The following is a 19,577-nucleotide window of genomic DNA, read 5'->3' as shown; positions in this document are numbered from 1 at the left end:
GCCACATGAATTTCATGGCGAATGGAATTACACTATCTCACCAACCCTCAATATTCTCTAAAACTTGTAAAAGTTGTTTCTTGACAGGCTCTTAGAAAGTGACCTACACCGCGACCAAATTGATTTGCTAATTCGCATACTCAAATTATGGTGGCGAGAAAGGCAAGATTTCTATGCTTCTGGGAACTTGACGATTTACTACAGTCCTAACCAGAAGAAATCAGAATATTTTCGTGGCCCAGACTTTTTTGTAGTTTTGGGGACTCAGAAAAAAGACCGTAAGAGTTGGGTAGTTTGGCAAGAAGACGGCAAATATCCAAATGTGATTGTGGAAATTTTGTCAAGTTCAACGACAGCAGTTGATAAAGGGTTAAAAAAACCTAGCGTGGCAAAACTAGCTAGAGCAAAAACTTAAACGTAGTAAATTCGTTATTATTGAAAATTTTGGTTTACCTATTTACGCCTATTTCAATCATGAAAAATCTAATCTAGCGAGTTTTACCACTCTAGAAAAAAACAAGTTTATCAAGATACCTTCCGTACACCAGATTATTTCTGGTTTGACCCTGTAACAATGGAACTTCAGGGATTTCATTTAGTTGATGGCAAGTATCAAGAAATCCAAGTAACTACTGATGGACTTTTGTGGAGTCAGCAGTTAGAACTTTATTTGGGAGTTTATGAAGGTAAATTAAGATTCTTCACTACTGAAAATCAATTAATATTATCATCATAAGAGTTATCTGAACAAGAACGTTTACGTGCCCAACAAGCAGAAGAACGTGCCCAAGAGTCAGAAGAACGCGCCCAACAAGCAGAGCAAGAACTTGCTCGATTGCGGGAGGTATTACGGATAAAGGGCATCGACTTAGAGAATATTTGATGACATCAGGAAATTAATTAAGTACACTTTCAAGTTAAGATTTAGTTATTGGTGTGTAAAAAAGCGTTATCTTCTGAAAGTAGGGCCTCGTTTGCAAGCAACAGAGATTAAGGATAAGCTAAAATCCCTTATCGAGCAAGCTTCCTCGGTAGATCATAATTTGGCGAGAAGATTGGATGAAATCAATCGTTGGGTAAAAAATATCAAGCCAGGTTCCCTGACTGCAAAACCATTTGTTATTGCATTTCTCTTAGAGGTAATTACTGATTCTACCATTTGGCTGATAATCAAATCCTTACCTTCGGAAGAAGAACAGAAAGCAAAATTCGAGTTGATGACACCGATTGAGAGATATTGGTATGGTTATCTATTTCCTAGATGGATTAATGCAAGTGACTCCAAGTTTTATATTTGGAAACAAAAATTGATGGCAGGTGAATTTAATCAGGTCGATGATGATATCATTAAGTCAATAGCTCAAGATGTTGTCAGTCGAGAAGGTAGTTTTTGGCAGCGTTATATCGCCGACCTCTCTATGGCAACAGACCTAATTGTTAGTAGTCGTAACAATCAACCGCTTTGCATTCAAGTTACTAGTGTCTCTGAAGAACTCAATTACCAAAAGTACCAAGCTTGGCAAAATACACTGCGATCGTGGGAAATAGAGAGAGGATTGTTCTTAAGTTACAATCCTAAGGATGCTAATTTTGTCAACCAGTTAGTCAACGTGGCCCTGTATAACAGTGATTACCTTTCTGGTGGCAAATATTTAAAATTTTCGTGAACTTTAAGGAATTTGATATTTCCGGTTTGTGTTCAGCCTACATACTTACTTGCTAATTACAGCTTTTATGGCTAACAAAAGAGAAACTCACTGTGACAATCAAGTGGATACATTTGCTGAAGCTTTAGCAACAGCGCGACAAATGCAGCAAAACTGGCTAACTTACGGAGTTAATTTTGTAAATTTTTACGTTGAAGATGTAGATGGAGACTGGCTAGAAACGTGGGGACATGACGAAATTTTAGGTAATTCTCAATTAGATACTATCAAAGAATTTTTGGTAAGTAATGATACTGTAGCTGTGAAGGTAAGACAGCATTTAGGAGAGCGATCGCTGTTTGATTTTGCCGTAAACTTAGAAGAAGTTTGGAGAATTTCTGAATCTAATGACAGGTTATCTGCTGTAATAAATCTGTTAGCTGGTGAAGAAAATAGTATTGATACAGATGACGACATCAGGTTATTAGATTTGGCAAATACTCTGGTGGTAAAGTTGTCAGAGATTTTGTGAGATTTTTAGTTGAGTAGTGGTAAATTCAATTGCCCTTAAAGTATTGAATTCGCAATGGTAATGTTGAGCTACTAAAAGATAATGGTAGCGATCGCATGATTTTATTAATTTTTACTATAAGACAGCATTTAGGAGAGCGATCGCTGTTTGATTTTACAGTAAAAAACCTCACCCTGTCCTATCAGACATCTCTCTCGTTAGTAAAGCTACGGTGTACACACAAGTCGAAAATAGTAGTCTGTCAAGGAATAATTGACGAGTACATTCTTTGTAGAAACGGCGATTTATCGCGTCTCTCTAACGTGTCAGATTTCTTCCCCATCCTCCCACACTCCTTGATTTCTCACTTGTGAGAAATCAAGGTTTGACGCAGTTGCTCGATTACTTCTCTACCGTCGAGTCGTTATCCCCGATCGCAATTTATCTTTGCAGTTCCTCAAAGCGACCCTTGTAAATACGTTCCCTTTCCTCTAACAACCTAATACCTGCAAGAATAACTTCCTCATTTGAAGTGTACTTACCGCTTGTAACCTGATTTTGAATAAACTGCTCAAGCTCGGTTGTTAAGGAAATATTCATAAGCTATTACCATATTTTTGTTCTCATCTTCTAATTTTAGATGCGAACTGACAGCAGGCGATTGCGATCGCACCGAGTCAGATGTTAAAACTTCGGATGTATTGACTTATACGCAAATTACCCCACTTGCTCTGCCCTCGCACACATTCAACCCTCTTCAAAATGCACCAGAACCACGTTAAGCTGAATTAGAGTGACAATTTATTGCGCTTTTTAATATATAAATCTCTGAATCTTGTCAAATTTTAATTTTTTCTGCTTGAGAAACCCGGAATGCTAGACCGAATTTTTGATTACCTCGACTTTCATTTCAGCCTTGAAGCCCTTATAGTTCTGCTGATCCTGGTGGCTTTAGAGGCGCTGTTATCTGCCGACAATGCGATCGCTCTCGCTGCGATCGCTAGGGGGTTGGAAGACAAGGAACTTGAGCGTAAAGCCCTCAACTTTGGTTTAGTCGTTGCTTATGTGCTGCGAATCACCCTGATTCTGACTGCCACTTGGGTGCAACAATTCTGGCAATTTGAATTATTAGGCGCTGTTTATCTGCTGTGGTTGGTATTCCAACACTTTACCTCGGAAGAATCCAAAGACGATCACCATCACGGGCCGCGTTTTAATTCATTGTTGCAAGCGATACCTGTGATTGCATTTACAGATTTGGCATTTTCTTTGGATAGCGTGACAACTGCGATCGCAGTTTCTCAAGAAAAATGGCTAGTGCTAACGGGTGCAACAATTGGGATTATTACGCTGCGATTTATGGCGGGATTGTTTATCCGTTGGCTAGACGAATACGAAAACCTAGAAGATGCAGGCTATGTAACTGTAGCGTTCGTAGGCTTGCGCCTGTTGTTAAAAGTGGTGAACGATAATTTAGTTCCACCAGAATGGATCATGATTACTGCCATCTTCCTGATTTTAGGCTGGGGATTTTCTAAGCGTGTTAGCACTGAAGTGCCCCAATTAGAAGCAGAAAAGAGCGAAGCATCTAAGTAAGAATGGGGAATGGGGAATGGGGAATGGGGGAGAAATAACCAATGCCCAATGCCCAATGCCCAATGCCCCACTCCCTAATGTCTTACTCGTGCAACCAAGGGGTTATGTGTGGTTGCCAATTGACCAATTCTTCATCTTTAAACCATAGGGCTATTTCTTGTTGTGCGGTTTCTGGAGCATCAGAACCGTGAATCAAGTTTCGACCAATATTGATGCCAAAATCACCGCGAATTGTTCCCGGCTCAGATGTTAAGGGGTTCGTGGCACCAATAATCTTTCTGGCAGATGCAACGACACCATCACCTTCCCATACCATCGCTACCACTGGGCTAGAAGTGATAAATTCGACTAGACTACCAAAAAATGGACGTTCCCGGTGAACACCATAGTGTTGTTCAGCCAGTTCTTTACTGACTTTCAAGAACTTTAAACCAACTAGGGTAAAACCTTTAGTTTCAAAGCGACGGATAATTTCCCCCACTAATCCCCGTTGTACTCCGTCAGGCTTAATTGCTAAGAATGTGCGTTCCATTACGATCTCCCAAAGCTTAATAAAGTTTTTATCTTGTCATTTGTCATTTGTCCTTTGTTATTTGTCTAAGGGTTTTGCACTCTTGACTCTTGACTAATGACCAATGACTCTTGACCAATCAGAGTTTATCTTAGAAATTATCTTTGGGTACATATACGTTCCCAAATGAATGCGTTAAATTGTTAAGTCGTGGGCGAAAAACAGAGGTTAGGAAGAAATGGGTGTTGAGTCAACTGCTACATCTGACGAGGTGGTACCAGTACCGTCCAATGGACAAAAATCTGAAGTGAAAAATCATAAACAAAAGAAACTTTTACCACCTAGTACTACCATAGGAAGTTTACCTCGCTCCTGGAAAATTGAGGATAGCGAAGAACTATACCGTATTGAAGGTTGGGGACAACCCTATTTTTCCATTAGCGCTGCTGGTCATATCACCGTGTCACCCAAGGGCGATCGCGGGGGATCTCTTGACTTGTTTGAATTGGTTAACTCCATGAAACAGCGCAACTTGGGACTTCCAATGTTGATTCGCTTTTCCGATATTTTGGAAGACCGGATTGAACGGTTGAATGCTTGTTTTGCCAAAGCGATCGCCCGCTACAACTACCCTGGCGTATACCGGGGTGTGTTTCCTGTCAAATGCAACCAAGAGCGGCATTTGATTGAAGATTTGGTCAAGTTTGGTAAACCCCATCAATTTGGCTTAGAAGCTGGTTCCAAACCAGAATTAATGATTGCCCTGGCTGTCCTCGATACCCCAGGAGCATTGTTAATTTGCAACGGCTACAAAGACCGAGAATACATCGAAACGGCAATGTTAGCCCAGAGATTAGGACAAACACCAGTCATCGTCTTAGAACAGATTGAAGAGGTTGATTTGGTAATTGATGCCAATCGCCAGTTAGGTATTAAACCAATTTTAGGGGTTCGTGCTAAACTCAGCACTCAAGGTATGGGGCGTTGGGGAGCCTCTAGTGGCGATCGCGCTAAATTTGGTTTGACAATGCCTGAAGTCATTGAGGCTGTTGACAAGTTACGGGAAGCTAACCTGCTTGACTCTTTGCAGTTGATGCACTTCCACATCGGCTCACAAATCTCTGCCATTAATGTAATTAAAGATGCCATCCAAGAAGCCAGCCGCATTTATGTGGAATTGGCGATGCTGGGGGCGGATATGAAATACCTTGATGTCGGTGGCGGCTTGGGCGTAGATTATGATGGCTCCCAAACCAACTTCTATGCGTCGAAAAATTACAATATGCAAAACTATGCCAACGACATCGTGGCAGAGTTAAAAGATACCTGTGCAGAGCGGCAAATTACCGTACCAACACTGATTAGCGAAAGTGGACGTGCGATCGCTTCCCATCAGTCTGTGCTGATTTTCGACGTTCTCAGTACCAGCGATGTCCCTCTCGATTCACCAGAACCTCCACAAGAGGGAGAATCCCCAATAATTAATTATCTTTGGGAAACTTACCAATCCATCAACCAAGAGAACTATCAAGAGTTCTACCACGACGCGGCCCAATTCAAAGAAGAAGCCATCAGCCGCTTCAACTTAGGAATTTTACGCCTCAGAGAACGAGCCAAAGCCGAACGGCTATACTGGGCTTGTTGTCAGAAAATTCTCAACATCACTAGACAGCAAGAATACGTACCCGATGAACTAGAAGACCTTGAGAAAATCATGGCTTCCATCTACTACGTTAATATGTCAGTGTTTCAATCAGCACCAGATTGCTGGGCAATTGACCAGCTATTCCCCATCATGCCAATCCATCGTTTGACTGAAGAACCAATCCGGCGAGGAATTTTAGCAGACCTAACCTGCGATAGTGATGGTAAAATAGACCGCTTTATTGACCTGCGCGATGTCAAATCGGTTTTAGAACTACACACCTACAAGCCCGGAGAACCCTATTATTTAGGGATGTTCTTGAATGGAGCCTACCAAGAAATCATGGGCAATTTGCACAACCTATTTGGCGATACTAATGCTGTTCACATCCAATTAACGCCCAAAGGCTACCAGATTGAACACGTTGTCAAAGGTGACACAATGAGCGAAGTAGTAAGCTACGTTCAATATGACTCCGAAGATATGGTGGAAAACATTCGCCAGCGTTGTGAGAAAGCATTAGAAGAAAAGCGTATCACCCTAGCAGAATCTCAGCGATTACTGCAAACTTACGAGCAGAGTCTCAGAAGATACACATATCTGAATAGTTAGTTAGGAAGGGGAATTGGGAATGGGAAAGAGGACTTGGGGACAAGGAGAATTGGTGACAAGGGGAAAGACTTGTTGTAAGTTTTCCCCCTTGTCCCCTTGTCCCCTTGTCCCCCCCTACTCCCTATGCCTCCCCTGCTCCCCCTGCCCCCTGCCCCCTTGCCTCTTCCCCATCCCCCATCCCCTAATCCACGTTTGTCCCCAACAATTCCTCTATCGCTTGTCGCTCAACAGGGGTATGAGATGGTGGTATCTGGCGAGCATCGGTAATTAGCCAGTCTAAAGCAGCCGCTTGGACATCTATAGCGGCCCCAGTTTTATCTACACAATAACGTCCAAACACTAGCTTATCGACTAACCTGACTCCTGGCCCCAGGCGCGACCATTCAAAAATCACGCTATTTTCTACTGTTGCGCCACTACATATCCAACAATTGGGGCCAATCATCGCTGGGCCAACAATTTTCGCTCCGTCTTCTATTCTTGTCATCCCGCCGATGTAAACTGGGCCTGTGATATCCACTTTGTCCCAATTCACGGCAACATTTAAGCCAGTATAAATACCAGGGGCGACTTCATGACCGGGGATTTGCACATTTTTGATTTCACCCAGCAGTACACCGCGAATCGCCCGCCAATAGTCTGGAACTTTACCAATATCTACCCATTCAAAGTCCATAGGGATGGCGTAGAAGGGGGCTTTGATTTCTACCAATTTGGGGAACAATTGGCTACCAATGTCATATTCCACATCAGAGGGAATATAGTTAAAAACCTCTGGTTCAAAGATGTAAATACCTGTGTTGATATTCGTACTGAGGGCTTCTTCAGTTGAAGGTTTTTCTTGGAAAGCTTTAACACGCCCTTCTTCATCAGTGACTACCACACCGTAGCTCGAAACTTCTTCCTGGGGAACAGATTTTGTAATAATAGTAGCGATCGCCCCTTTAGCTCTATGCCATTTAACCGCAGCAGTTAAATCTAGGTCGATCAACGCATCACCGCACAACACCACAAAGGTATCATCAAAAAACGGTGAGAAGTCTTGAATGCGGCGCATCCCTCCAGCAGAACCGATTGCTTCCCCTACCAGTTTACCGTCATCATCAATTTTGCCTTCAAAGGAATAGGCAATCTGCACCCCAAACCGTTGACCATCACGGAAATAGTTTTCTATTTCTTCAGCCAAATGACTGACATTGACCATAATTTGGTCAAATCCATGTTGGCGTAACAGTTCCAGCAAGAATTCCATCACTGGCTTTTGCAGGATGGGAATCATTGGTTTAGGAATTGTATAGGTAATCGGACGCACGCGAGTACCCTTGCCAGCCGCGAGAATCATCGCTTTCATAAAAATTTATTCCTCAACCACAAGCCAGTTTACTTTTATCGAGTGATACTTAATCATCAGTTTTTATTTCTGCTCTAAGTTATCCCCAAAACAGGGATAACAGGAATTTAGTGGTTATTACAACCATCTATATACTTAGATGACAAGCGATCGCTTATCTTTTCAATTTACTCGGATTTTGAGACTGAATCAAAAATCTGTAAATTATCTGTAGGGCTACTTTTCGCTTTTTTAGTTCATCGACTGCTCAAAAGGTTTACTGGTCTTAGCTGAATCTGTAATTAGCCGAATTTTAATCTCATTGTAAAACTCCTCTTGAAATAGCTCTACTTTCGATTGAGCCGAAAGTAGTAGTAGCGCCCAGAAAACGCTAACTAAATGACTGTGTTTAGTAGACTCATGTCCAGACCCATTTTGATTGAAAATCTTTGTTTGAGTCCACAATTCTACAAGTTGTTCTAAATTCAACCAATTTTGTTCTAAATTTAGCTCTCTAGCCGATAAATTCAAGACTTGTTCGAGTTCTCCAGCTACTTCTGTCAGATTTTCTTGGTGAGCTAACTCCAGCGCCTCCCGCATACTTTGGACGCTAGGCAAACGTCTGGGACGAATAGGCTTGCTGACTTTTTCTACTAGTTTTAGCTGGTTTGCCATAATCTGCAATTGCTTGATTAACTCTTGCAGAGTCACCCGCCGCTTCGGTGGTGGCATTGCCGATGGACGGCGACGCAATTGCCGTTCTAATGGTAGACGATGACCATGATGTGATATTCCGTCTTCATCTTCCAGCATCGCATCATCTAATACACCATCCTGAATATCACCTACTGTTGACAATTGCATCAAGGTATTGGCTTTGAATAATACCAGCATTGATGCTGATAAAAATGCTTGTCCAGATTGAGACAAATCCGCTTCATAGCCTCTTCCTATCGACTCCGGTGCCATCAGTTCTAAGTAACGGTCAATCACCTCAATTACTTGGACATCCCAAGGGTCAATTTCTCCCTGTTCAGCTTGGTAAATCAGGAGTGTGATTGTTTCTAATAGCTCGGAAGCTTCCATCAACGGGTTCTAAGTTAATTAATTAAGAATCGAAAGACTGTAAATTCAACAGTAAATTCATTGACTCTTGGCAAAGCGTGTACTTAATAGATTCCGCTTGTGCTTCTTTTAATCAGGAATTGCCTGCTGCCAGTATCCTCTGAAATTTGTAATCAATCATTATTGTGAATTGTGAGATCGGAATGTGCAACTTTTGATATTAGGAATTGGGAAGAGGACTTGGGGAAAAGGAGAATTGGGGACAAGGGGAAAGACTTGTTTCAAGTTCTCCCTCTTGTCCCCAAGTCCCCCTTGTCCCCCTCTGCCCCTCCCCTCTCAATCTTGAGGTGGGTCATGAGCAATGGTGACAGTTGAGACAAAATCACTCGGTTTGCCACTCTTGATCGCATCGAAAGTGCCTTTAATAGTACCAGCAATGGGAACAGCAACAAGCGTTCCTAACAGCCCAGCAATCTCAAATCCCATCAAAATAGCTACAAAAATCCAAATGGGATTCAGTCCGATAAAGTTACCGAGTAATCTGGGAGCTAACAAGTTATCTTTAAGCTGCTGCATAAGAATTGCCGCTATAGCAACTTGAACTGCTAACCACCAATTTTGCAGTAGTACTAAAATTGTCACTAAACCAATGCCAAGAGATGCCCCAATAAAGGGAATGAGTTCTGAAATCCCAATTAATATGGCAAACAGCAGGGCAAAGGGTACCTTCATGACTAAGAAAATTGGTGTCAGGGTTAGCATCATGAATAGCCCTAGCAACAACTGACTAAGGAAGAAGTTCTGGAAATTTAGGCGTAAGGATGCGGTAAGAGGCTCTCCAATATTAGAAGGCAAAAGATTGACCAGACCATACCAGACGCGATCGCCATATAAAAGCATATAAAATGCCAGCACAATGACTAACACTACGTCAAATAAGCCTGATAATAGTGTCCCAGCAAATCCAACTGCCCCAGAAGCTAGCTGTTGTACCAAATTCTGAATGTTGGCATTGATTTGACTGCTGACAACCCTGAGATCAATCGGCAAACGTCGTTGTTTTGCCAGCATCTCAAATTGCTCTAAGTTTGCTTGACTAGCGCCTAACCAATCAGGGATCTTATTTAACAGTTGGATTGTTTGGTCAATGATCAACGGCACTAGGGTGACACCTAGAATCCCAAACAGGGTTAATGTTGCCAGTAAAACTATGATTACCGCCTGAGTGCGCGTGATTCGGGCGCGTTCAAAGAACTTAACCGGGTAATTTAGTAAAAAAGCTAAAATTGCCCCAATGCTCAAGACGGTAATTGGATGCTGGAAGTATCGAAAAAGCACGGACAATAGCCAGACATTAAGAGCGATAATTGGACCGCTCAGACCATAAATTAACAGGCGTTGAAGGGAGGCCGAACGGCGCATTTTATGCAACCTATCTTAAGATATTCCTGAAAGAATTTGTAAAATTCTTGATGACACTGATTATCATCATAGATATTTTTAACAAAGATATGTATAAGTGTATCTGATAGCAAGGAAGTAAATCAAAATGGACAAAACCGTAGCTGACCTCCGCAAAGACTACACCTTGGAAGGTTTAAGCGAAATTGAGGTAGACCTCAATCCTTTTATCCAATTTAAAAAATGGTTCGATCAGGCTTTAGCAGGTCAACTCCCCGAACCCAATGCGATGACTCTTGCTACCGTCACGCCCGACGGTAAGCCCTCAGCCAGAATGGTGCTACTGAAAGATTTCGATGAACGGGGCTTTACTTTCTTCACCAACTACAACAGCCGCAAAGGACAAGAACTAGCAGAAAATCCTCTGGCGGCTTTAGTCTTTTGGTGGGCAGAACTAGAACGTCAAGTTCGGATTTGTGGGTATGTAGAGAAAGTTTCTGAAACTGAATCCGACCAGTATTTTGATACTCGCCCTCCTAACAGTCGCCTGGGTGCATGGGTATCTAATCAAAGTGAGGTGATAGAAAGTCGAGAAGTTTTAGAGCGACGTATGCAGGAGTTTAATAGCAAATATGAAAATCAAGAGATCCCCCGACCACCTCATTGGGGAGGCTTACGAGTGATCCCTACAGAAATTGAATTTTGGCAAGGACGCTCTAGTCGCTTACACGATCGCTTGCTCTATAGCCGTTTAGATAATGGCACTTGGAAAATTGCTCGGTTGTCACCCTGAAGAGGGGCAGGGTGCAGGGGAGCAGGGGTAGCAGGGGGAGAAGAATTAATAACCAATTCCCAATTCCCAATTTCATACATTACCACTGAGCGATCGCGTCTTGAATTGCTGCCCGTGCCTCTGCTAGAGATTGGGTACGGGCATCACCCTCGTTCAAGCTGTTAGCGTTAATAAATTGAATATCTGTAATTCCAATAAAGCCAAAAATAGTCCGCAGGTAGGGTTCTTGGAAGTCATAAGCAACGGCAGGGGAGGTAGGGCTAAAGTCACCACCACGTGCTGTAATGATAACTGCTTTTTTACCCTCGACTAACCCTTTAAAACCTTGAGCATTTAAGGCAACAGTCCGGTTAATGCGAACGATTTGGTCGATGTAAGCCTTAAAAGTAGAAGGTATGTTGAAGTTGTACATTGGCACTCCAAAGACGTAGCGATCGGCTGCCAAAAACTCATCAACCAGTTCGTCAGATACTCTGATTGCCTCAGCTAATTCTGGGGTATGGGTTTCTGGTGGTGAAAATGCAGCTGCAATCCAAGCTTCATTAACGTGAGGAACTGGGTGATGCCCTAAATCTCGATAGGCGATCGCATCTTCAGGATGTGCTGCCTTCCAAGCACTAACGAATTCTTTAGATAGTTCTCGTGAGTGCGATCGTTCAGCACGGGGGCTGGAATCAATATGTAGAATGTTTACCACCAAATATCTCCTGATTAGCTAGAGTTTACTGCTTTGATTTTTTTTGAGTCTAAATTTCAAAGCATTACATCAGATACTAGAAGTAACTAGTTACTAAAGTAAAGTAGTTACCATAAAGTAACTATTGGAAAAATTTGGCGAATTTATCGATGTCTGTCTCTAAAAATTCTGATGCTTGCCCAATCAGTATTCTGATGTCTTTACTATCAGGCCCTTGGACAATGTATATACTGTGGGTGTTGTGTAATAGTGGGCCTACTCGCTTTGTTGCATTGAAGCACTTAGTCGAGGGCATCTCTACCAAAGTTTTAACAGAAAGACTAAGGATGCTTGAGGCAGCAGAGATTATTTATCGCCAATATGAACCAACTGTTCCACCCCAAGTAACTTACGGTCTGACAGAACGGGGTAAGGAACTCATTGAAATCCTTCATCAACTCAATGTACTTGCTGAACGCTGGTATGGCAGCGAACAACGGGAACAGGGAATGGGGAATGGGGAGGAAGCAGGGGGGCAGGGGGCAGGGGGAGCAGGGGAGGCATAGGGAGCAGGGGGGACAAGGGAGACAAGGGGACAAGGGGACAAGGGGACAAGGGGACAAGGGGACAAGGGGGAAAACTTACAACAAGTCTTTCCCCTTGTCCCCAATTCTCCTTGTCCCCAAGTCCTCTTTCCCATTCCCAATTCCCAATTCCAATTCCCTCAATAGATGTCTACTATTCCTGGGTAGCTGCTGCTTTGGGAAGCAATTGAGTTCTGGGATCTGGCATGAAGTTGTATCTCAAGTACAATCCTCCCCAGACAAATAGGATAATTAACAATGCACCAATACCAAGGGGACTAGGAAGCCAGAAAACTGTTTCTATGTGGTTGAGTTGACCAGGCTGGAGTTTCCACACTAGTTGATTGCCATTTTTTTCTGGCTCAATGGCAGTTTCGGCAGTGTCAGTTAATTGAATGTTTTTGGCTCCCCAAGGAGTTTTCAAGCTAAATTCCAAGTCGAGAATTGAACCAGCATTAGCGAGAACATTACCTTTGCTGGCAATTAGAGCAAGCGATCGCAAATCCAAATCATAAATCAACCGATTTCGGACTAAAAGTAAAAAATTGTTTTCCTCCAAAAGGACGTTTGATTCAATTTTTGGCAGTTCTGAGTCAGATTTGCTCTGCACAGCCTCAGAAGATTGATTTGTACGGGAATTAAAAAATTCGTTGAACTTCTCTTGCAATTCCCTACCACTACTAAAAGGAATTGTAACGATGATTTCTTCTTGGGAAACTCGCTGCGTTTTACCTTCTAGTTGACGAGCGCGGCGTTCTATGCTACTCAACCATTCGTATACAGAATCGCCACTAAAGCTGGTTAGCCGCTCTCCCAACTTAATATGCTGTACGAATTCACCACTATTTGAATTATCAAAGTTAAGCCCTACATCGTACTTAACACAGCCAGTCAGTAACAGGGATGTTAACAGCACTAGCCACAATATAGGATTTCGCATCGGAAAGACGCGGTTCATTCGATTTCGACCATTCAGTGTCAATACAAAACTAAATGGTCTAATTAACCACAACAAAATCTTTCCGAAAATTGAAGAAGTTGAAACCATAAATCTCCCCAAAAGTCAACATAGTATCAGCCAGGGGTTACTGAAAAATTTAACCAAACCAAGTACGAGATGGTTAAACCAATGGCAATTAGCGCCACCCAGATAAAGCGATTATCTCTGGTATTGACCTGGCTGAGGTCAACAAATTCTGGCTCTGTAGGTTTTGGCTTCTGCGGCACAGAAGATTTAGTGGGTTTAGCAGCTACAGAAATTTTGAGTTCATTATCAGGTAGTGTGCCCAAATCAGGGATTTGGGTCATCCATTCACTAGGTCTTTTCAGCTTTGGTGCTTTTAAGATGTAAACCATCTGTCGCGCTTGTTTGCTGATTTCAATATAGGGATGGCGTTTGAGTCTTTCGCAAAGAGCGATCGCCTCATCCGTGCGTCCAGCCGCTTCATAAGCTGTCACCAGAGAAATTTCTACTTCACCCCCAAAGCGAGAATTACGAGCTAACAGGGCGCTGGCCTTTTCTAAATTTTCTACAGCTTCGCGGTATCGCCCATTTTCAAAGGCAATTTTCCCAATCTGGTAGAAGGTTTTAGCAATTTCTAAACTTTCTGCACTCACGTCTTATACAAAAATTAGCACTGTTTTAATTTTGCCAACACCAGCAATCTTTTTGGAATCTTTTCAAAGGCTGATAATTTGAAGTGGATAAATTTCAAAAATTTTAACTAAGTAGCTGCGACTATTTTCTAATTAAAAACTCTGGTATCAAATGCAAGTGAGCAAAATATAAAGAGGTAGGGGGCAGGGAGCAGGGGGAGCAGGGAGCAGAGGACATAGAAGTGAGAGAGAACTTGAAACAAGTCTTTCCCCTTGTCCTCTTCTCAATTCCCAATGCCCAATCCCCCATGCTCCATAAGTATCAAGAGGTAAATTGCGAACCCAAAATCATCGTCCCAATCCCAACATCAGTAAATATTTCTAGTAATAGGGCGTGGGGAATGCGACCATCGATGATGTGCGCTGCACGGACTCCTTGAGCAAGCGATCGCACACAACAATTAACTTTGGGAATCATCCCACCGGTAACTATCCCATTGACAATTAACTCGCGGGCTTCGCGGATATCTACTTTGGGAATCAAGGTAGATTGGTCTTTGTAATCTTTTAAAATTCCACTAGTGTCAGTGAGTAAAATTAACTTTTCTGCTCCTAGTGCCGCAGCAATTTCTCCAGCTACAGTATCGGCATTAATGTTATAAGCTTGCCCTGTCTCGTCTGCGGCGACGCTAGACACTACCGGAATATAGCCATTGCTAGCGAGGGTATCCAAAATCTTGATATTAACATTGCTGACTTCCCCCACAAAACCGATGTCTTCTTGACCTTGAGGACGGGCTGTAAATAGATTACCGTCTTTACCGCAAAGTCCTACAGCCAATCCACCAGCTTGGTTAATTAGCGCGACAATTTCTTTGTTAACTCGACCAACTAAAACCATTTCCACCACATCCATTGTGGCAGCATCAGTGACTCGTAGACCATTCTTAAATTGTGGTTCGATTCCCAGCTTATCTAACCAACTGTTAATTTCTGGGCCACCGCCGTGTACTACAATTGGACGCAAGCCCACGCAAGATAAAAATACAATGTCGCGGATAACTTTGTCTTTCAGTGTGCTATCTTTCATTGCTGCGCCACCATATTTGACAACAACAGTGCGACCAGCAAATTGTTGAATATAAGGTAGTGCTTCGCTTAGTACACGCACACGAGTGGCTTCAGTTTGTCTGATGTATTCAGAATCGTTGTCCGTCATGAGGAGCCGCCGTTGAGAGTTAAAACCTATTCCAGTCAGTGTAGAAGACTTTGTACCTTGTAACAATATCTCATAGCTGCCAAGAGCAAAATAAGCTTTTTGTATAAATATCACTCTCAAAAACCTACTTTTAAGATCCAAGATTTAGATCCATTGCTTCGAAGAACTCTAAAAATTTCGCAGTATTATTACTTGCTGTTGGTTTTGCGAGCGTCACCAATTTGAAAGTCTCGGCATTTTCGGGAATTAATGATTTTCTCTTCGGTGTTGCTATTAACAAATTAACGATTCCATTTGAGCATGAATCAACTCTAAAACCTCAACCCACGGCGATTAAGGTAGTGGAGGAACACATTAATGCCTTAAATAGCTGTCAATTCGAACGACTGATGGCGCAGTATCCCAAAAAAGCTGAGATTCATCTACCTGATGGTAACGTGGTTAAAGGACGAATACAAATCAGAAGCCTATTTATTGACTTTGTAAAGCCTCATGAACAAGGCGGTTTATGCGGTCTTACCTTTACTGCTGAGTATGTCAGCCAAGTAGGTCAAACAATTAATGTTCAGTGGCGGGCTGAAGCTCCTTTCCTAGCAGAACCCTATCGTGGTTCTGATGCTTATGAAACTAGTCAGGGGTTTATGTATGCACAGGTGACAACATTTAAAGGTTTTGAACTCAAGTTTAAACCTTAGTCAGTTTTTGACTTTTCACGTTATGTAAAAGTGCAATTCGTTATAACGTGAAAAGTCAGAATTAACAGCTTATGGAAATTGTCACCAGAAGATTTTTGCTACGTGATTTCGTTGAGTTAGATCGATCGCCATTCCTGGACTATCAAGCTGATCCGCGCAACCTGAGATTTTATGGACCAGACGAAGCTAGTCCCGAACATCCAACCCGTTTGTTTGAGACATTTCAGAGGTGGGCTGCTGATCGTCCCCGACTCAATTACCAACTTGCGATCGTGCAGCAACAGGAACCTGACGTGCTGATCGGCTGCTGCGGATTGCGGGGAATGGAGTGCGAGGCGGGTGAGATGGAACTGGGCATTGAATTAGCACCAACCTACTGGGGTCGCTATGCCTATGCGATCGAGGTTGGGCGTGCCCTGCTCGACTTTGGGTTCAGGGAACTAGGCCTGGAGGTAATATCTGGTTCTACTGTAAGCGCAAATGCACGAAGCAATCGGTTGGCAGAATGGTTTGGGGCGGAGGTGGTGGCCATTCGTCCAGGCTCATCGTGGATGTCTGCTCGTGGTTGGAATGAGGTACATTGGCGGATCACAAGAGAGATGTGGGAGCGTCGTATGGTTAGATAACATAGTTCCTAAGCCGATTTACTATTTTCTTTTTCCGGAAAGTGACAGAAGCTGTTCATGAGCGATCGCCCACTATGGATAAAATAAACCATTCTGTTTTCTTAGGAGAAGGTTAATTAGCAAAGTATGAATTCCCAAAGGAGCGAAACTGATGAGTTCATTTGTGCTTTGTTTTCAAGATATTGATAAAACAAAAATCCCGGTTGTTGGGGGCAAAGGCGCAAACCTGGGGGAACTTTCCAAGATTGAAGGAATCCTTGTACCGGATGGCTTCTGCGTTTCTACTGAAGCCTTTAAAAGAATCATTGCGGAAACGTCATCGATTAACGAATTACTTGATCGGTTATCCCATCTATTGGTAGAAGACCAGGATAAAATCGGTGAACTTAGCGGTGAGATTCGCAGGATCATCGAAGGGATAGCTATTCCTCAAGACATTAATAAAGAGATCGCCAGCCTCCTCTCCAGGTTTGATGAAAAAAATGCCTATGCAGTACGATCCAGCGCAACCGCAGAGGATTTACCAACGGCCTCTTTTGCAGGCCAGCAGGATACGTATTTGAACATTATTGGAAAGGAGGCAATCTATCAGCATATCAGCAAGTGCTGGGCATCGCTATTTACCGATAGGGCAGTAATTTACCGCCTTCAAAACGGCTTCGACCACCGTAAAGTCCACCTGTCTGTCGTTGTTCAAAAGATGGTTTTCCCGCAGGTGGCAGGAATTTTGTTTACTGCCGATCCCGTCACTTCTAATAGGAAAGTGTTATCCATTGATGCCAGCTTCGGACTTGGTGAGGCTATGGTCAGAGGCATTGTGAATACTGATATCTATAAAGTGTGTAACGGCAAGGTTATCGATAAGAAGATATCCACCAAGAAACTGGCTATTTATGCCTTAAAAGATGGCGGTACGAAAGAACAGGAGATTGAGCCTTCTAGACAGAACAGGCAAGCGCTGACGGATGAGCAGATTGTACAGCTTGAGCACATAGGCAGAAAGATCGAAGAACATTTCGGCTGCCCCCAGGACATCGAATGGTGTTTGGTTGATGATACATTTTATATTGTCCAGAGTCGCCCAATCACTACTTTATACCCGATCCCTGAAGCGAGCGATCGGGAAAATCATGTCTATGTATCTGTCGGTCATCAACAAATGATGACTGACCCCCTCAAACCATTGGGATTGTCTTTATTCCAGTTAACAGCTGCTCGACCCATGTATAAAGCTGGTGGAAGGTTGTTTGTTGATATCACACCTGATCTGGCTTCACCTGTTAGAAGAGAAATTATAGTAGATGTTTTGGGAAAGTCCGATCCGCTTATAAAAGACGCATTTATGACCATAATAGATCGGGGAGATTTTATAAAATCGTTACCGGATGATAAAAAAGAATCAGATCCCGGTAAAAGCAATAAAGGTGTGTCGCCAGCGAATTATCAAACACTAAACGAATATGATCCAACAATCGTTTCTGATTTGATCAAGAGTAGCCAAACATCGATAGAAGCCTTAAAACAACACATTCAAACGAAATCAGGATCGGATCTGTTTGATTTTATTCTGGAAGATATCCAGCAATCAAAGAAGACCTTTTTTGACTCACAGAGTTTTGGTGTAATTATGACTGGTATGAATGCTTCATCATGGATAAATGAAAAAATGAACGAATGGTTAGGTGAGAAAAATGCAGCAGACATACTTTCTCAATCTGCGCCAAACAATATTACTTCGTCTATGGGTCTGGCGCTATTGGATGTCGCAGATGTAATTCGTCCTTATCCTGAAGTAATTGATTATTTACAATATGTAAAAGATAATAGTTTTTTGGATGAACTGGTCAAGTTTAATGGTGGAAAGGAAACTCAAGATGCTATCTATGCTTATCTCAACAAATACGGAATGCGATGTGCCGGAGAAATCGATATTACTAAAACTCGTTGGAGTGAAAAACCAACTACACTTGTTCCCATGATTCTCAGTAACATCAAAAACTTTGAGCCTAATGCCAGCAATCGGAAATTTGAGCAAGGGCAACAGTCAGCTTTGAAAAAAGAACAAGAGTTATTAGATCGATTGAAGCAATTACCTGATGGTGAACAAAAGGCCGAAGAGACAAAACGAATGATCAGCCTAATTCGGAATTTCATCGGTTATCGTGAATATCCAAAATACAGCATGGTTAATCGCTACTTTGTTTATAAGCAGGCGTTACTCAAAGAAGCCGAACAACTCGTACAAGTGGGCGTTATTCATGAAAAAGAAGATATATACTACCTCACTTTTGAAGAACTTCATGAAGCCGTATGCACCAATAAACTGGATTACCAGATTATCAGCAAACGAAAAGACGAGTACAAATTATATGAAAAACTAACTCCCCCACGTGTTATCACCTCTGACGGTGAAATTATTACGGGTGAGTACAAACGAGAAAATCTCCCTGCTGAAGCTATTGTAGGTCTACCTGTTTCTTCTGGAGTTATTGAGGGACGAGCCCGTGTCATCTTAAACATGGAAGATGCCAATCTAGAAGATGGAGATATATTAGTCACCTCCTTTACTGACCCTAGCTGGACACCATTGTTTGTATCCATAAAAGGCCTAGTCACCGAAGTTGGTGGACTGATGACACATGGAGCAGTTATCGCACGTGAATATGGCTTACCAACAGTTGTCGGAGTGGAGAATGCTACCAAGCTGATCGAAGACGGACACAGAATCCGGGTGAATGGAACACAAGGGTATGTAGAAATCCTAGATTAAAGCGAAAATTACTTGCATTGGATTTTAAATCAATACCTTTGCCAATTTACGAGAGTTCAACGTAGGATGTTGACTTTGTAGGGAAATTGCTAACAAACTTCATGCAATTATTGTGTTGTCAATTGAGTCCGAAAATACAGTTTTTCTTTTTGAGAGCGTGGACTGACCAAAAACTTGAGATGACCAAGCCTGAAGGTCAAGATAGCGGTAATCGACCACGGGGCGATCGCAAATTACAAGAAAGTAAAACCCATTGACATCAAAGAGTTAGAGTTCAAAAGAAGCAGACACCAAACTAATT

General features: G+C 42.4%; 18 protein-coding genes and 1 pseudogene. 10 read left to right on the top strand and 9 right to left on the bottom strand.

Annotation, left to right across the window (positions count from 1 at the left end; translation table 11 throughout):
* Window positions 1-91: 91 nt before the first annotated feature.
* From V7K69_RS32940 to V7K69_RS11080, 3 genes and pseudogenes are all read left to right on the top strand, one after another.
* Window positions 92-883 (top strand): annotated as a pseudogene (locus tag V7K69_RS32940) (Uma2 family endonuclease); the annotation flags it as partial.
* Window positions 884-974: 91 nt separating this feature from the next.
* Complete coding sequence (locus V7K69_RS11085) at window positions 975-1,667, top strand: hypothetical protein (RefSeq protein WP_335034192.1); 693 nt, start codon at window positions 975-977, stop codon at window positions 1,665-1,667.
* 67 nt (window positions 1,668-1,734) lie between these two features.
* Complete coding sequence (locus V7K69_RS11080; protein ID WP_335034190.1) at window positions 1,735-2,178, top strand: hypothetical protein; 444 nt, start codon at window positions 1,735-1,737, stop codon at window positions 2,176-2,178.
* A 420-nt stretch (window positions 2,179-2,598) separates the two neighbouring features.
* Here the strand turns inward: V7K69_RS11080 and V7K69_RS11075 are convergent, their stop codons facing one another.
* Window positions 2,599-2,757, bottom strand: a complete 159-nt coding sequence (locus V7K69_RS11075; RefSeq protein ID WP_335034188.1) for a type II toxin-antitoxin system ParD family antitoxin — start codon at window positions 2,755-2,757, stop codon at window positions 2,599-2,601.
* Between the two features lie 273 nt (window positions 2,758-3,030).
* Here V7K69_RS11075 and V7K69_RS11070 point away from each other — a divergent pair, with 273 nt between their 5' ends.
* Entirely contained in the window at window positions 3,031-3,753 is a 723-nt protein-coding gene (locus tag V7K69_RS11070; RefSeq protein ID WP_335034185.1) for a TerC family protein, read from the top strand.
* Between the two features lie 82 nt (window positions 3,754-3,835).
* On the opposite strand, the gene ndk is transcribed toward V7K69_RS11070, so the two are convergent.
* Window positions 3,836-4,285: a nucleoside-diphosphate kinase gene (ndk, locus tag V7K69_RS11065; RefSeq protein WP_012412496.1), complete on the bottom strand. Its 450-nt coding sequence runs from the start codon at window positions 4,283-4,285 to the stop codon at window positions 3,836-3,838.
* Window positions 4,286-4,502: 217 nt separating this feature from the next.
* Here ndk and speA point away from each other — a divergent pair, with 217 nt between their 5' ends.
* A complete protein-coding gene (gene speA / locus V7K69_RS11060; protein ID WP_335034182.1) occupies window positions 4,503-6,521 on the top strand; it encodes a biosynthetic arginine decarboxylase in 2,019 nt (672 codons plus the stop codon).
* A gap of 181 nt (window positions 6,522-6,702) precedes the next feature.
* On the opposite strand, the gene V7K69_RS11055 is transcribed toward speA, so the two are convergent.
* From V7K69_RS11055 to V7K69_RS11045, 3 genes are all read right to left on the bottom strand, one after another.
* Window positions 6,703-7,872 carry an NDP-sugar synthase gene (locus tag V7K69_RS11055; protein WP_335034179.1) on the bottom strand — a complete coding sequence of 390 codons (1,170 nt, stop codon included), beginning with the start codon at window positions 7,870-7,872 and terminating at the stop codon, window positions 6,703-6,705.
* A gap of 231 nt (window positions 7,873-8,103) precedes the next feature.
* A complete protein-coding gene (locus V7K69_RS11050; protein WP_335034177.1) occupies window positions 8,104-8,937 on the bottom strand; it encodes a ScpA family protein in 834 nt (277 codons plus the stop codon).
* Window positions 8,938-9,252: 315 nt separating this feature from the next.
* Complete coding sequence (locus tag V7K69_RS11045) at window positions 9,253-10,338, bottom strand: AI-2E family transporter (RefSeq protein ID WP_335034175.1); 1,086 nt, start codon at window positions 10,336-10,338, stop codon at window positions 9,253-9,255.
* Between the two features lie 127 nt (window positions 10,339-10,465).
* Here V7K69_RS11045 and pdxH point away from each other — a divergent pair, with 127 nt between their 5' ends.
* On the top strand, window positions 10,466-11,110 hold the full coding sequence (gene pdxH / locus V7K69_RS11040; protein ID WP_335034172.1) for a pyridoxamine 5'-phosphate oxidase: 645 nt from the start codon (window positions 10,466-10,468) through the stop codon (window positions 11,108-11,110).
* 79 nt (window positions 11,111-11,189) lie between these two features.
* Here the strand turns inward: pdxH and V7K69_RS11035 are convergent, their stop codons facing one another.
* Window positions 11,190-11,807 carry an FMN-dependent NADH-azoreductase gene (locus V7K69_RS11035; RefSeq protein ID WP_335034169.1) on the bottom strand — a complete coding sequence of 206 codons (618 nt, stop codon included), beginning with the start codon at window positions 11,805-11,807 and terminating at the stop codon, window positions 11,190-11,192.
* Between the two features lie 149 nt (window positions 11,808-11,956).
* Between V7K69_RS11035 and V7K69_RS11030 the strand changes: the two genes are divergently transcribed.
* The gene (locus V7K69_RS11030) at window positions 11,957-12,352 is read left to right on the top strand and encodes a winged helix-turn-helix transcriptional regulator (RefSeq protein ID WP_335034167.1); all 396 of its coding nucleotides are present in this window, start codon (window positions 11,957-11,959) and stop codon (window positions 12,350-12,352) included.
* A gap of 172 nt (window positions 12,353-12,524) precedes the next feature.
* Here V7K69_RS11030 and V7K69_RS11025 read toward each other — a convergent pair whose 3' ends face one another.
* The 3 genes from V7K69_RS11025 to argB all read right to left on the bottom strand — a co-directional run bounded on the left by V7K69_RS11025 (window position 12,525) and on the right by argB (window position 15,185).
* Window positions 12,525-13,418: a DUF3153 domain-containing protein gene (locus tag V7K69_RS11025; protein WP_335034164.1), complete on the bottom strand. Its 894-nt coding sequence runs from the start codon at window positions 13,416-13,418 to the stop codon at window positions 12,525-12,527.
* A gap of 26 nt (window positions 13,419-13,444) precedes the next feature.
* Window positions 13,445-13,987: a tetratricopeptide repeat protein gene (locus V7K69_RS11020; protein ID WP_335034161.1), complete on the bottom strand. Its 543-nt coding sequence runs from the start codon at window positions 13,985-13,987 to the stop codon at window positions 13,445-13,447.
* A 301-nt stretch (window positions 13,988-14,288) separates the two neighbouring features.
* The gene (gene argB / locus V7K69_RS11015) at window positions 14,289-15,185 is read right to left on the bottom strand and encodes an acetylglutamate kinase (protein ID WP_114084277.1); all 897 of its coding nucleotides are present in this window, start codon (window positions 15,183-15,185) and stop codon (window positions 14,289-14,291) included.
* Window positions 15,186-15,406: 221 nt separating this feature from the next.
* Here argB and V7K69_RS11010 point away from each other — a divergent pair, with 221 nt between their 5' ends.
* From V7K69_RS11010 to ppsA, 3 genes are all read left to right on the top strand, one after another.
* The gene (locus V7K69_RS11010) at window positions 15,407-15,880 is read left to right on the top strand and encodes a hypothetical protein (RefSeq protein WP_335034159.1); all 474 of its coding nucleotides are present in this window, start codon (window positions 15,407-15,409) and stop codon (window positions 15,878-15,880) included.
* Between the two features lie 71 nt (window positions 15,881-15,951).
* On the top strand, window positions 15,952-16,506 hold the full coding sequence (locus tag V7K69_RS11005) for a GNAT family N-acetyltransferase (RefSeq protein WP_335034157.1): 555 nt from the start codon (window positions 15,952-15,954) through the stop codon (window positions 16,504-16,506).
* Between the two features lie 151 nt (window positions 16,507-16,657).
* Window positions 16,658-19,276, top strand: coding sequence for a phosphoenolpyruvate synthase (gene ppsA, locus V7K69_RS11000; protein ID WP_335034155.1), 2,619 nt, complete (start codon window positions 16,658-16,660; stop codon window positions 19,274-19,276).
* Window positions 19,277-19,577: the final 301 nt, after the last annotated feature.

It is taken from the genome of Nostoc sp. (assembly GCF_036917775.1).
Taxonomy (GTDB): domain Bacteria; phylum Cyanobacteriota; class Cyanobacteriia; order Cyanobacteriales; family Nostocaceae; genus Nostoc.
This window is presented reverse-complemented; position numbering and strand designations above follow the sequence as displayed.

Excerpts from the sequence above, each read along its gene's own strand:
- V7K69_RS11080 (WP_335034190.1), top strand. The coding sequence starts at position 1,735 with ATGGCTAACAAAAGAGAAACTCACTGTGACAATCAAGTGGATACATTT.
- V7K69_RS11075 (WP_335034188.1), bottom strand. The coding sequence starts at position 2,757 with ATGAATATTTCCTTAACAACCGAGCTTGAGCAGTTTATTCAAAATCAG.
- V7K69_RS11070 (WP_335034185.1), top strand. The coding sequence starts at position 3,031 with ATGCTAGACCGAATTTTTGATTACCTCGACTTTCATTTCAGCCTTGAA.
- ndk (WP_012412496.1), bottom strand. The coding sequence starts at position 4,285 with ATGGAACGCACATTCTTAGCAATTAAGCCTGACGGAGTACAACGGGGA.
- speA (WP_335034182.1), top strand. The coding sequence starts at position 4,503 with ATGGGTGTTGAGTCAACTGCTACATCTGACGAGGTGGTACCAGTACCG.
- V7K69_RS11055 (WP_335034179.1), bottom strand. The coding sequence starts at position 7,872 with ATGAAAGCGATGATTCTCGCGGCTGGCAAGGGTACTCGCGTGCGTCCG.
- V7K69_RS11050 (WP_335034177.1), bottom strand. The coding sequence starts at position 8,937 with ATGGAAGCTTCCGAGCTATTAGAAACAATCACACTCCTGATTTACCAA.
- V7K69_RS11045 (WP_335034175.1), bottom strand. The coding sequence starts at position 10,338 with ATGCGCCGTTCGGCCTCCCTTCAACGCCTGTTAATTTATGGTCTGAGC.
- pdxH (WP_335034172.1), top strand. The coding sequence starts at position 10,466 with ATGGACAAAACCGTAGCTGACCTCCGCAAAGACTACACCTTGGAAGGT.
- V7K69_RS11030 (WP_335034167.1), top strand. The coding sequence starts at position 11,957 with ATGTCTGTCTCTAAAAATTCTGATGCTTGCCCAATCAGTATTCTGATG.
- V7K69_RS11025 (WP_335034164.1), bottom strand. The coding sequence starts at position 13,418 with ATGGTTTCAACTTCTTCAATTTTCGGAAAGATTTTGTTGTGGTTAATT.
- argB (WP_114084277.1), bottom strand. The coding sequence starts at position 15,185 with ATGACGGACAACGATTCTGAATACATCAGACAAACTGAAGCCACTCGT.
- V7K69_RS11005 (WP_335034157.1), top strand. The coding sequence starts at position 15,952 with ATGGAAATTGTCACCAGAAGATTTTTGCTACGTGATTTCGTTGAGTTA.
- ppsA (WP_335034155.1), top strand. The coding sequence starts at position 16,658 with ATGAGTTCATTTGTGCTTTGTTTTCAAGATATTGATAAAACAAAAATC.